This window comes from Bacillus nitratireducens (assembly GCF_036320425.1).
Lineage (GTDB): Bacteria > Bacillota > Bacilli > Bacillales > Bacillaceae_G > Bacillus_A > Bacillus_A nitratireducens.
Genome location: NZ_JAUMJO010000002.1, coordinates 158586 through 172384, shown reverse-complemented (window position 1 = coordinate 172384; position 13799 = coordinate 158586). Strand labels below are relative to the sequence as shown.

The 13799-nt window shown below is 33.5% G+C and carries 13 protein-coding genes; 6 read left to right on the top strand and 7 right to left on the bottom strand.

The annotated features are described in order from the left end of the window. Window positions 1-52: 52 nt before the first annotated feature. Together Q3V31_RS07225 and fadH are read right to left on the bottom strand one after the other, a co-directional pair. Entirely contained in the window at window positions 53-1270 is a 1218-nt protein-coding gene (locus Q3V31_RS07225) for an EAL domain-containing protein (protein ID WP_000564312.1), read from the bottom strand. Between the two features lie 222 nt (window positions 1271-1492). Next, on the bottom strand, window positions 1493-2257 hold the full coding sequence (fadH, locus tag Q3V31_RS07220) for a 2,4-dienoyl-CoA reductase (protein WP_000660900.1): 765 nt from the start codon (window positions 2255-2257) through the stop codon (window positions 1493-1495). A gap of 194 nt (window positions 2258-2451) precedes the next feature. Between fadH and Q3V31_RS07215 the strand changes: the two genes are divergently transcribed. Both Q3V31_RS07215 and Q3V31_RS07210 read left to right on the top strand, forming a co-directional pair. Then, window positions 2452-3309 (top strand): metallophosphoesterase, encoded by an 858-nt coding sequence (locus tag Q3V31_RS07215; protein WP_000724521.1) that lies wholly within the window; start codon window positions 2452-2454, stop codon window positions 3307-3309. A 97-nt stretch (window positions 3310-3406) separates the two neighbouring features. Next, window positions 3407-3643: a hypothetical protein gene (locus Q3V31_RS07210; RefSeq protein WP_000283735.1), complete on the top strand. Its 237-nt coding sequence runs from the start codon at window positions 3407-3409 to the stop codon at window positions 3641-3643. Window positions 3644-3810: 167 nt separating this feature from the next. On the opposite strand, the gene Q3V31_RS07205 is transcribed toward Q3V31_RS07210, so the two are convergent. Further along, a complete protein-coding gene (locus Q3V31_RS07205; RefSeq protein WP_000421690.1) occupies window positions 3811-5919 on the bottom strand; it encodes a polyphosphate kinase in 2109 nt (702 codons plus the stop codon). A 108-nt stretch (window positions 5920-6027) separates the two neighbouring features. After that, complete coding sequence (locus Q3V31_RS07200) at window positions 6028-7602, bottom strand: Ppx/GppA family phosphatase (RefSeq protein WP_002077067.1); 1575 nt, start codon at window positions 7600-7602, stop codon at window positions 6028-6030. Between the two features lie 141 nt (window positions 7603-7743). On the opposite strand from Q3V31_RS07200, the gene Q3V31_RS07195 reads away from it, so the two are divergent. After that, window positions 7744-8202, top strand: coding sequence for a YkyB family protein (locus Q3V31_RS07195; RefSeq protein WP_000804854.1), 459 nt, complete (start codon window positions 7744-7746; stop codon window positions 8200-8202). Window positions 8203-8233: 31 nt separating this feature from the next. Here Q3V31_RS07195 and Q3V31_RS07190 read toward each other — a convergent pair whose 3' ends face one another. Both Q3V31_RS07190 and Q3V31_RS07185 read right to left on the bottom strand, forming a co-directional pair. Beyond that, window positions 8234-8896 (bottom strand): YkyA family protein, encoded by a 663-nt coding sequence (locus Q3V31_RS07190; RefSeq protein ID WP_000922480.1) that lies wholly within the window; start codon window positions 8894-8896, stop codon window positions 8234-8236. 551 nt (window positions 8897-9447) lie between these two features. Beyond that, window positions 9448-10101: a diguanylate cyclase domain-containing protein gene (locus Q3V31_RS07185; RefSeq protein ID WP_000875437.1), complete on the bottom strand. Its 654-nt coding sequence runs from the start codon at window positions 10099-10101 to the stop codon at window positions 9448-9450. 164 nt (window positions 10102-10265) lie between these two features. Between Q3V31_RS07185 and Q3V31_RS07180 the strand changes: the two genes are divergently transcribed. Next, a complete protein-coding gene (locus Q3V31_RS07180) occupies window positions 10266-10499 on the top strand; it encodes an SPP1 phage holin family protein (protein ID WP_000939455.1) in 234 nt (77 codons plus the stop codon). 31 nt (window positions 10500-10530) lie between these two features. On the opposite strand, the gene Q3V31_RS07175 is transcribed toward Q3V31_RS07180, so the two are convergent. Further along, window positions 10531-11031, bottom strand: a complete 501-nt coding sequence (locus Q3V31_RS07175) for a hypothetical protein (RefSeq protein WP_000708186.1) — start codon at window positions 11029-11031, stop codon at window positions 10531-10533. Between the two features lie 572 nt (window positions 11032-11603). On the opposite strand from Q3V31_RS07175, the gene Q3V31_RS07170 reads away from it, so the two are divergent. Both Q3V31_RS07170 and Q3V31_RS07165 read left to right on the top strand, forming a co-directional pair. Beyond that, window positions 11604-13145, top strand: coding sequence for an MDR family MFS transporter (locus Q3V31_RS07170; protein WP_097871908.1), 1542 nt, complete (start codon window positions 11604-11606; stop codon window positions 13143-13145). Window positions 13146-13236: 91 nt separating this feature from the next. Further along, the gene (locus tag Q3V31_RS07165; RefSeq protein WP_329763707.1) at window positions 13237-13794 is read left to right on the top strand and encodes a PadR family transcriptional regulator; all 558 of its coding nucleotides are present in this window, start codon (window positions 13237-13239) and stop codon (window positions 13792-13794) included. Window positions 13795-13799 lie beyond the last annotated feature (5 nt).

Here is a 13799-nt window from a genome sequence, read left to right as displayed (position 1 = left end):
TTACCAATTTATGATAAAAACAAACAAAAAAATGCACGAATCACTTCGTGCATTAAAATAAAACATCTTCTTCATATAAATATTCATAAGATAAATCTATAAATAAAAAGTTTTCATCATCAATCGGGAAAGAAAATGTTCGTACCATTTCACCAGTTTCAATATCGGCATATAAATCTGAAAGTCGCGCCTTATTTTCAAAACGCATTTTCATGATATTCTCGAGAAAATACGGACGCCAACTCCAGTTTTTCATATAATACTCTGGCATCACAATCCATTCCCCATCTTTTTTCATAACATTACCTGATTGCTGGAAACCATCTTCATTACAAATAAATATCCGAAAACTACATTGTGATACACTTTGGCTAAATTGTAATAACCAGTCATTTATATCTTCATTCTTTTTTTGTTTTGACAGAACATCACCAATTCGATCACGTAACATCTCTGTTAAATTATAAATTTTTTGCAACTTTTTCTTCTCATGCAGAATAAATTGATGACATTCATTACCAAGTCGCTCTTTTAAAACATTCGTTTCAATAAAATCAGGTAAACATTCTTTCAAATAATTACCTTGATAATATCTACCACCGTTTTTCCAAGCATATTGTAGTTGATAAAAAGCATCAATCTCTTCATATAACAATGTCGCACCAATTCTTCTAGCAAGTAAAGATAAGGAATATAAAATATCTTGATAAGATTGTAAAAGTGCAGTTTGCCTTAGGTTTGTTAAATCTACTTTTAAAATATCCGGTGCTAACACGCTAATACGTTCTAAATTACTTGTACCCGTTCCAACTTTATTAATCGAAATTTGAATACCATATGTACGATAATACATCAGCAAATGATTAAATTGCTCGATATCTTCTTTACATTCATGTTCTGTAATCTCTAAAACAATGTGGTTCAAATTTAAACCTTGTTTTTCATACATCAATAAAAGTTGAAGTAAACTTTCATCTTCATCATTCATTAATACATTGGCATTCCGATGTATAAATAATAATAATTTTTGATCTGTTTCTAAATACCTATTTAACGCTTTTTCTACTATGATATTATCCGCTTCCAGTTGGAACTCACTCGGAATAGAATCATCATGGAAGAAAGATGCTAAACTTTGTATGCCCTCTTCTGTTTGAATACGTCCTACAACTTCATATCCAATTACTGTATGCTCATCAGCACTAAAAATAGCTTGATAATAAGGAAGGACTTTATCCAAGTTACTCATTACATCTAATGCATCTATCAACGTGCTTCCCTCCCTTTACTTTTCAAAAATTATAACACGATATTTACGGAAAAATAATAAAAAATCCCTTCAGTTTTCCTGAAGGGATTAGAGGGGTAAAATGCTAAGGGGAATTAGCAATTCTACTATGAAGAAAAAAGAGGTCTTAAATATACCGTATATATTCCCCTTTGTAAACACCTTTCTCTCACGTGTCACAATTCTGTCACATTTTTCATCCTTTTAAAATGGATATTGGTGCAAATGTTGGCCACCATCCATTGTCATACAAGTTCCATTTATGTATGCAGCTTCATCTGAACATAAATAATAAGCTAGACCCGCGATTTCTTCTGGTGTCCCCAACCTACCAAGTGGGACACTCTGTATTGTACGCTTAGCCATTTCTTCTGAAATCCATAATTTATCGGCACCGCCCGTACGTTCAATCGGCCCTGGTGCGATAGCATTAACTCGTATCCCATATTTACGTCCCCACTCAACAGCAAGCGTTTTAGTCATTGCTAATACACCCGCTTTAGCTGCTGCTGAATGAATAACTCCTGGCCCTGCATCCCATGCATATGTTGCCACCATGTTAATGATATTTCCTTTTATACCTTTTTCAATCCAATATTTTCCGACAGCCTGGCTACAATAAAATGTACCATTTAATACAATATTAATGACCGAATTCCAGCCATTCACAGATAGGTCCTCTGCTGGACAAATAAAGTTTCCAGCTGCATTATTTATTAAAATATCAATTCGTCCAAACTTCTCATCAATATGCTCAATCATCTTTTGAATATCATCAGTATTTCGTACATCCATTTGTACAGGTAATACTTGCCCCGGAAACTGTTCAATCTCGATCTTTGCTTCTTCTAATTTTTCTTTTGTACGTCCTGTAATAACTACTCGTGCCCCTTCTTTCGCAAAACGAGTCGCCATTCCTTTTCCCATTCCACTTGATCCACCTGTTATAATAACTACCTTCTCTTTCACATACATCCCCTCCAAAAAATGAATACACATTCATTTTATCATTTTATTTAACAGAAATCTTTATATTTTTAATATTTTCTGATATTTTAACGTGAAGAGACTTCTTTTTGTTCCTTTTTTCGTAATCTATACTATTTTTTTTATATTTAAAATATATTTTTAAAAAACTGAAAGGAGATTCAAGTAACCTGTATATGAAAAAAATTACAAGAAGAAATTTTTTAAAAGCTGGAATACGCACTTGTCTATATTCATTTATAACCGCTAGCATCGGCTATTATTATGCTAAATATATAGAACCCTATTTGCTTTCTTTTACCCAACACACACTTACATCACAACTCATACCAAAAAGTTTTCATGGTATGAAAATTCTTCAATTTAGCGATTTACATCTAGGATACTATCTCTCTCTCCAACATTTATCTCAAATTGTTTCCAAAATCAATGCTGCAAAGCCAGATATTGTCCTTTTTACTGGTGACCTCATTGATGATTATCAAACATATACCGAGGCTCCTTTTGTGGCATCCATTTTAAAGAATATACAAGCACCTTTCGGTAAATTTTCTATTTATGGCAACCACGACCATGGAGGATATGGAACTGAATACTATGATCACATCATGCGTGAATCGGGATTTGAAATTTTACAAAATAGTGAAAAGCGAATTCGTTTACTGGATAATAGTGAAATTTCCATTTTCGGGCTCGATGATGTACTACTAGGTAAACCAAAAATAGCGGAAACTTTACAGCACGCAAATCAAAATATTTATACAATTGTTCTCGTTCACGAACCAGATATCGCGCCACAAATCGCTACATATCCAATCAACCTTCAACTTTCTGGTCATAGCCATGGCGGACAAGTACAAATCCCTTTTTTAGGTGCTATTATTACTCCGTCGCTTGCAAAACAATATATTGAAGGTTTCTATAACATTCAGGATTTGACTCTCTATGTCAATCGAGGTATTGGAAGAACACGTGTCCCATTCCGCTTTATGTCAAAACCCGAAATTACACTCTTTACCCTACAACATTCGTAACAATTCGCCTATTTTCTTACTTATCCTTTCTTGTACTCGCTCATCCACGCTTGGTCTACCATATGATAAAAATGAGTCCAATAAAGGAGGTTTGTTCATGTATCCATATTATCAACCAATCCCAGTTCGTTCAGCACCTATTGGCCCAGCAGGCGACTCACGCTTCTTTCCATTTTTCGGTGTTCCATTTCTAGCCGGAATTGCTGGAGGATTACTCGGCGGAGCATTAGCTTTCGGCCCTAGACCATTTTATCCGCCTTATCCACCACCTTTCCCACCACCAGCACCCTTTCCTTGCTACGGAGGGCCTTGTCAGCAACCATACTATTACTAATTAAAAAAAGCGATTCTTTCAAATCTTATTCTCTCAAGGAACCGACTCATCACACGCTTATAATAAAAACTATTCTCTCTACTCATTCTTCCATTTTAGGAACATATGAGTAGAGAAAAAAAGTAAAAACCTCTTAATTGCACTAAGAGGTTTTTACTATATTCCCACTATTCAGCATCTGTATTTTGATAAGCCATTTTAAATAAACTCACTTGGCTATCAATTTCTTCTGCACCACTATCAATAATATAATAATAGTCACCATCTTTATTTTGTTCACGTGTTTTCACATTATCAGCTAAAGTAAGCTGTAAAATTGCCTTTATTCTCGCTTTCATTTCAATATCTAAAATTGGGAAAGATATTTCTACTCGTTTTTCCATATTTCGTGTCATCAAATCAGCTGAAGATAAGTATATTTTCTCATCTCCATTATGATGGAAATAATAAATACGACTATGTTCTAAATATCTTCCCACAACACTAACTACACGAATATTTTCACTTACATTTGGAATCCCAGGTCTTAAACAACATGTCCCTCTAACGATGAGCTCTACCCTTACCCCAGCTTGCGATGCTTCATACATTTTTTTTATTAACGGCTTATCTGTGAACGAATTCATCTTAGCGATAATATATCCATTTCCATATTGTCTATGGTAACGGATTTCCTCATCTATTAAATCCATAAATTGCTCTCTTATATCAAATGGTGCAACAGATAAATGATGAAAATGCGGTTTCGTTGTATAGCCACTCAAATAATTAAAGAAATTTGTTGCATCTATACCAAAGTCTTTTCGCGATGTAATATATCCAAAATCGGTATATAACTTCGCCGTTGCATCATTATAATTTCCGGTTCCAAGATGTACAAACCTTTCAATTTTTCCGTTTCTTCTTCTTACAACTAACGTAATTTTACTATGCGTTTTCAAGTGACTTACTCCGTAAATAACGTGACATCCGGCCTGTTCCAATTCTTTAGCCCAATGAACATTATTCTCTTCATCAAACCTCGCCTTTAACTCAACCAATACCGTCACTTGTTTCCCTTTTTCAGCTGCTATCTTCAACGCCTGAATTATTGGAGAATCTCCACTTACACGATATAATGTTTGTTTGATTGCAAGTACATTCGAGTCATCTGCCGCATCACGGACAAAATCAACGACTGGCTGAAACGACTCAAAGGGATGGTGTAATAAAATATCATGTTCTATCGCTTTTTCAAATACATCTTCCTCATCACCTAAATCTTGAGGAGGTTGGGGAATAAGAGCCGGATATACTAGATGTTCATATAAAGGCGCTAATTTTTTATATAAGGAGAATAAACATGTTAAATCTAACGGTCCATCCATCATGTACACATCTTCATCTTTTACTTCCAACACCTCATACAATAACGCTAACACTCTTTCATCAATGTGTTCTTTACCAACTTCTAAACGAACGGCAGCTCCCCACTTACGCTTTTTCAGTTCTTTTTCAATTACTTTTAATAAATCGCGTGCACCTTCTTCATGGATTGTTAAATCCGCATTACGTGTAATACGGAAACGAGTAACGGGTGATACGTTATATCCTGTGAATAATTTATGAGTAAAACCACTAATTACATCTTCTAATAAAATAAATTTATGTTTTTGCCCTTCACTCGGTAAAAATATGAAACGCTCCAGTAAAGAAGGCACTTGGACAATTCCTAACTTCGTACGATTTTCTTCCTCTGCTTGCTTCTCATCATATAAAATAGTAGCTAAATTCAAGCTTTTATTTAATAACATTGGAAATGGACGATACGCATCAATAGCTACAGGAGTTAATACCGGAAAGATTTGTTCATCAAAATATTCTTCTATAAATTCTCTCTGCTCTTTCGTCAAATCATGGAATGTTAGACGCTCAATCCCCTCTAGTTCAAGCGCTGGCAATACATAACCTTTAAACGTGTCATACTGTACAGTCATTAACTCATGAGCTTTTATCGCAATCTTATTTAACTGTTTCTTCGGTGTTAAACCCGCTTTATTTTCTGGCTGATTAAATCCGGCACTTACTTGATCTTTCAAACCTGCTACGCGCACCATAAAAAATTCATCTAAATTTGAACTAAAAATACTAATAAACTTTAATCTTTCTAAAAGTGGATTGTTTTCATCTTGCGCCTCTTGTAGTACACGTTCATTAAAAGCTAGCCAGCTCAACTCACGGTTATTATAATAAGCTGTATCATTTAAATTTACTAAATTCCCCTTTAGCAATTCCATTCTCTTCACACTTCCCTTTGAAACTTTTTTACTATAATTTAGTTACTTTTATTTTATCAAATTACAATATTCCAAAGTGTTAATTTTTTGTAAAGACATCCGTACAACTTAACGTTTTGATTCAAATGATAAGTTAATATTCGTTTTCAATACTCTTTCCAGCTGCTTTTTTTGTTTTTCAGCTTGCACTTTTTCTGCTAACGCCGATTGCTCACATACAATTCTAAATGTTAATCCTTCATTACTTTCTGTTATAGATATCGTTTCAACAAGCGATCTTTGTCTCACATTTAAAGCAGCTGAAAATTGCAAAACAGCTCCTAATAACCGAATTTTTTTTTGTTCACTTTTCTCAAACCAACCTTCAAATGGAGCTAAATGTTGTTTAAATAACATTTTTGATTTGTACGAGGCAATAAGCGCTAATCTAACTCGGTCTTTATGCATCATACCATCAATTGTTTTATTCGCTAGTAAATAAAACGTATGTAAGCGGCTCGCTTCTTCATCTATGTACTTCCCAATATTAAATACTTTCGCCGCTTGATGGAATATTTCCCAGTCTTTTTCCGACATAGAAATAAGTCCTACTCCTTCAAGTTGTTTACAAATCAATGTTCCTTGTTTAATAAGTTGAATTACAAATTCCATATCCATTTCGTATTCAAATGATAATAGATGTAAACTTTCTTCTACTACGTTTGGATAGTACGAAATCCCCAAATCTTTCGTTAATTCTTCATAGAAAACACCTTCTCTTAATCCTTTTTTACTCAATACAAATGCCGGTGCCTCTATAACGTCAACAAGCATATGAAAGACTTCGATAGCTGGAATAATCGTATCCGCTCGATCTTTTGCTAACCCCTCTAACTTTTGAAGTTCTATGAACGACAATTCTTTTAATTCCTCTTTTACATGTTGAATATCTTCCTCTTTCATTTTGTATAAATGTAATCCAGCTATAGGATAACAAATTAAATTTTGATGGATTTTCACCAAGTTCCTCGCACTCCCACCAATTGCGATAAGAGGTAATTTTTTATCGATTAACCATGGTAGCGTTCGAAATTGATTCCATAAATAGTTTTTGATTTCCTCTAACTCTTCTGTAGTAGGAATATCACCTTGAATAAATTGTTGCTTTAAAGAAAGTGCTCCAAAAGGAAAGCTATGATATTCTAAAATTTCTCTATTTCGGAAGTATGTAACTTCTGTGCTTCCCCCACCAATATCAACTGTAACTCCTTCTGAAAATGAAGTAGAATTCATAACTGCTAAATAACCGTAACGCGCTTCTTCATATTCTGATAAAACTCTAAGAGTAAAATCTGTTTGTCCTTCAACAAGTTTTTTAATTTCATCTTGATTCTCTGCCTGTCTAATTGTTGCCGTTGCGACACAAAGCACATGATGCAACTTATGAAATCGTGTACTTTCTTGAAATTGAAATAATGTTTGTAACAATACTTCTATTCCTTCTTCACTTAATACACCATCTACTAAGTAATTTCTTAACCTAGCGACCACTTTCGTATTTTCAATCTCTTTATAAAAACCTCCGTTTTGCTTTTCATAAATAACTAAGCGCATTGTATTAGAACCAATGTCTATAATGGCATATTGTTGTTTTAATATTTCTTTCAACCTTCTCACTCTTTCATTATCAAATTTCTGAAACATATTCTATTACTATTATACAAAATAGTTGTTTTTTGTAACAATATTGCTTTAATATTGAAAATATATACAATTACTTTTTGCATATAATAAAAACCCATTTTATTTATGCTATAATAAGGAAAACTTGAAAGGAGATTCAATATGAAACCTTCACAACCACAATCTCAATTACATAACCAACATTCTATTAATAGACTAGCTCAATCTATTTTCGTTGTGAATCGTCATGCTAAAGCTGCAACTAATCCTAAGTACTTATACTGGTTAAAAAAGACTGCTTTAGAACGCTTAATTACTGAAAAGAAGGCTATCAAAGAAGGATTACATTTTTCTAGAAATCCACGTTTTAGTCAACAACAATCCGATGTTCTTATACGTTTAGGTGATTATTTTTTCCATATCCCTCCTACGAAAGATGATTTTCGCACCCTACCGCATCTTGGTCACCTTGAATCCTCCTACCGAAATCCGAAAACAACCTTATCTTTAACAATAGCAAAAAAAACACTGCAAGATTATATTGGTCCTGAAGCATTAAAACAAGAAAAAAAATTAAGCGAACCAGTTCCATGGTATAGCCGTACCTATACAAAAAAATAAAACAGTTTGGCCTATATTAGGCCAAACTGTTTTATTTTTTCTCTTCTTTAATTTTAATATTTGCTTGTTTATAAAAAGCTATTTTTTCTGTATTATAAGATTTCGTAAATTCATTAAACTTGTCTTTTTCTGATTCAATATCCTTATAAGATTGATTTACTACTTTTACTTTTTCACTAATATCTTTTAATTTCGTACCTTTATCTTGTAACATTGTATATAATTCTTTTTCTTGTTTTAACGATTTATTATAGCTATCATACATCTTGTTAAATGAATCATGTCGTTTCTCATATGTACTTTTCACTTTATCCGCTTGATCTTTCAATTTCTTATCTTCAATTTTACTCACATATTTATCTGCTGATTTCACTTCTTCTTGTGCTTTATTTAAAGATTCTTTTTCTTTTTTAAGCACTTTTTCTCGTTCATCTGTATTTTTCGCTGCTTGATTCAGTTTTTCCTTAACAGCTTGATTATTATCTTTTCCTTCTTGAACAATCTGGTTATATAATTCTTGTCCCTCTTTCTCTAAAGTTTCAAGTTTCTTCGCATCTTCAAACATTGTTTTTTCTTGCTTTGCAGCATTTTCAAATGCAACATATAATTCCTCTTCTGGTTTCGGTCCGAAACAACCGGCTAGTAAAGTCAGTGATAATGCAGTTACAATTGCTAATTTACTATATTTCAACATCTTTTTCCTCCTATTAGTAAACGATCATCGTGCCAAAAATCCCATGAAAACATGTAACTTCTTTATCTATTTCACGCTCGCATCTTTTTTACGACGATCATCAATAATTATTTATACTGCTTGTACAATTTTAGCACTTGAAATTATGTAATTTCTTAAAACATAAAGGTATTTACTGTAATCTTACCTACTGCAAGAAACACTATAATGTTTCACCTGATAAAAGATAATCTATAACCTCTCACGTCTACCATTCCCTTTCTCACTTTTTACCAAATAACCTCTTTGTCCATTTTACATAGTGCGAAGGTGACCTCGCAACTCTTATAAAGATTCTTTTAATTTCTTAAAAAGGAAAAGTGTAGAGAATGTTTTCCTCTACACTTTTCAACTGAAAACATTGTGCAAAATGCATTGATACATCCACACACAATTATATGCTGATTCCATATGTTTTTAAAGACTTTTGTTACAAAAAAAGTTTTTCTTGTAACAAAAGTCAAAAAAATGTTACAAAAAAGCTTTATATCATACTTCTTCAAATCAAAATTTCATTCATGACTTTGCAAATTTCTATAATTATACAATTGATTTTGTGCTTTTCTAAGCAAATCTTCAAAAGTTTTCCCTTCTATCGGATAACTTGCAGCCCCAAATAATAGTGTGACATTTAATAAATCATTCGCTATTTCATTTTGAATATTTTTGATTAATCGATTTGTTATTGTTGACTTTTCATAGCCATTATCAACAGCTACGATAACATATTTATTTTCATCCCACCTCGTCACTACATCACCCTTTCGAACTGTCTTTACAATTGTACGTTCTACTCTTTGGACTAACTCATCTAATTTTTTTCCTTGCACTGTGTCTTTTAATACATCCCATTCTTTTACAGAAAGGATATACACTGTAATATTACGAGAATCTCTTTCTGATAAAGCAGCTACTTTCCCGAAAAAATCAACGACAAAATCGTTGTTCGTCATTCCTCCTGCTTCAATATTTTCATGCGTATTCGCTCTTTTATCGTACCAATGTCCAAAATAACAACTTAGTATCATTTGCAATATATAAATAATAAAGACGGTAAAAAATGATCGCGAATCTAGCTTAGCGATTACATCCTGAAGTGCGATCCATTCTGTAATCGCAACTGTGTTCCCAAGTAATAACCCACTAATTTTCCCTTTATATTTCATACTCTCCCCCCTTTTTATACCAATATATGTTTCTATAACGATAATGTTTTTCTACAAAATAAAAAATGTACATATTTAATGTACATTTCTACTTAAGCTTGTATACCTTTTCTAATTCATTTCATATATATAATATATATCGTTTTTAGAAAGGAGTGATATATATGCTTCAAAAAGAAAATCTATCAGATATTATGCGCTTACTAGCTGGCTTTTTATTATCATTAAAATTACTATTTAACTCTTTCGGAATAAACTTCATTACAAACGATCAAATTGACGCTATAGTAAATGTTATTTCATTTCTATTCATTCTATATTTTGGATACAAAAATAACTATGTTGGAAAAAAAGGAGTGGAACAAAAAAAATTACTCAAGAAGCATAATCTTCATTAAAGAAGGAACCTTTCGCGTAGGTTCCTTTTTCTCATTTTCTGACAACCACTTCATTTGTTTGTAGCGGTCCATATGATACTCCTTTATATTGAAATGTATATGTAGCCTGAAATAACGAATTTGGAGGAGCTTTATCTTTATTTGCTTTTATTTGACAAATTAATTCTACCTTTTCACCCGGCGATAAATTATCGATTCGCCACCTTACGAGCTGAAATAAAAACTCACTTATTCCCTTATCTGCTTTTAAAGAGTTTGGAATATACGCGAAATAATCCCGAATCATATGACTTACAACTACTCGCGAAATCATTTCAACGCCTTTATTTTCAACTTCAAGTCGAATAATTAGTATGTCATTAACATCATAGATCATCTCATATGAAAAATTTTCTTTATACATACTTCGGATTTGTAATGCGACTGCTACATTTGGTGCTTCCGTGTCCTTTTTAGAACCATCAATCCACAAAACCGGCTGTAACGGTATAGAATACCTTCCTTGATCCGAAATTCGTTTCCATATTTTCATAATATATTCACCTCATTCCAGATGTATCATCTATACAACTTTATTCTGCCTCCCGACGCAATAAACTACACTTAGAAAAAATATTGAGCTTATTACAAACCACCTTTAATTTTTCTTTTCCTTTTATCCTATTCGACAATATAAAGAAAAAACCATTTTTAATAGGTTGGCACAGGTTATTCTTTATTAAATATTTTTTTACAATTTCCTTCCTTGACTACATAACAAAATCAACTCTTGCTCTCTCTTTTTGTCAATATAATAAAGTGAAACTTTAATCAGTGGGGGTTTTACGGACGGCCCGACTCCCGCCTAACTTCCTCGCATTCGCCGAATTTTGGGGTTGGAAGTCTTACTGCCCGTTAAAGCGGGATAAAATAATTTGGCGATAGAAAACATTTGCCTTTTAGTCAAATTTGACTATAATATAATCTATGATTTCCATTCTTTATATCATGTAGGCTCAATTTTTATAAATAAAGAGGAAATGAAACAAACTACACACAAAGATTTTTCATGCACTGCATCTAAAAACTTAAGTTAGTGTAATTTTTATTAAAGGAGGGCTACTTTTGGAAGCACAACTATCAAAAAACGAAGCAAGTAAAACAAAATTTGTTGTTGCTGGTTTACTACTTGGTATTCTAATGGCAGCAATGGATAACACAATAGTCGCGACTGCGATGGCAACAATCGTTGGAGACTTAGGAGGGTTCGACAAATTCGTTTGGGTCACATCTGCATATATGGTAGCAACAATGGCTGGTATGCCTATTTTCGGTAAGCTTTCTGATATGTACGGACGGAAACGCTTTTATATTGGTGGACTAATTCTTTTCTTATTCGGTTCTGCACTTTGCGGGACAGCAACAAGTATTGAACAACTAAGTATTTATAGAGCCATTCAAGGAATTGGCGGTGGCGCTCTGATGCCTATCGCATTTACAATTATGTATGATATATTCCCACCTGAAAAACGAGGGAAAATGACAGGTCTATTTGGTGCCGTTTTCGGAACATCCAGTGTTTTCGGGCCTCTATTAGGTGCTTATATTACAGATTATATAAGTTGGCACTGGGTCTTCTATATTAATATTCCATTAGGACTTATTTCCTTCTTCTTCATTACTAAATACTACAACGAGTCTCTAGAATATCGAAAACAAAAAATCGACTGGGCTGGTGCTATTACACTTGTCGTTAGTATCGTTTGCTTAATGTTTGCCCTGGAACTTGGCGGTAAAGAATATGCATGGGACTCTAATGTGATTATTGGTTTATTTTCAACTGTTGTTATTACGCTTATTATCTTCTTCTTCGTAGAAAGAAACGCAACAGAACCTATTATTTCTTTCCATTTATTTAAAAAACCTTTATTTGCAGCTAGCCAAGGTGTTGCCTTTTTCTATGGCGCAGCTTTTATCATCTGTACAGTTTATATTCCAATCTTCGTTCAAGGTGTTCTCGGTGGTTCAGCCTCAAATGCTGGATTAATTTTGACACCCATGATGGTAGGGTCTGTAATTGGAAGTCAAACTGGCGGACAGTTAGCTTCACGAACAAGTTATCGTAACATCATGATAGCATCCGGAGTGTTCTTCGTTCTTGGTATTTATTTACTAAGTACTTTAACAATGGATACACCTCGTACACTTGTAACAATGTTTATGGTGCTTGCTGGACTTGGAGTTGGATTCTCCTTCTCAGTTTTAAGTATGGCATCTATTCATAAACTAGAAATGAGAGATCGCGGTTCTGCTACATCAACGAACTCATTCTTCCGTTCACTTGGAATGACCCTTGGTGTAACGATTTTCGGTACAATTCAAAATCATATTTTTACTGATAAATTAAGCACTGTATTCCCACCTGAACTAGCAAAAATGGCTCCAAAAGGTGGAGACACTAGCTTTTTATTATCACCAAATGCCGCTGACAAACTACCTCCTGAAGTACTGAGTGGTATTAAGGATGCTCTTGCAACATCTATTGCCAATACATTTTTCTGGGCACTTATCCCAGCTGTACTAAGTATAGTTTGTATTTTACTTATGGGAAATGAACGTCTTTTAACAGGTCCGAAAACGAAGCAAAAACAAAAACAAGTAAGCTAATATAGAAAAACGAAGCGGTATATCCCTTTATGAAAGAGGATATACCGTTTATAATATATATAAAGTTTCTATATACAGGAGTTGAGACAGCATGAGCATGAAGTTAGTCATTCTCGGCTTGTTACTCGAAGGAGATAAACATCCATATGAAGTTCAACATATAATGAAAGAACGACAAATGGATTGTTATATTAAATATGCCAAAGGATCGCTATACTATGCCTTCGAGCAATTAGAAAAACAAGGTGCGATTAGCGTTACCCATATTGTTCGAGATACGAATAGACCAGATAAAACAATCTTCCATATAACAGAAGAAGGAAAAGCCCTTTTCCACACTTTATTATTAAAACAATTTGAAGCGAAAAACCAAATATATAAACCTATTTATTCTGCGCTCTCTTTCGCTCACTTTAGCGACGAACAAGAACTAGTTCCTATTTTGGAAAAAAAGAGAGATGATACAATGCTATATTTACATACAATGCAAACGATATACGATCACAACAAACAACTAGTTCCTCGTGCTCAACTATATATTTTACAAAGCGTCATTGAGCATATTAACGTTGAGTTACGTTGGCTAAACACACTCTTACAAGATGCTTCTGTAGGTCGTCTTTCAGAAATAGGTATAGATAATGATTAGGTTTT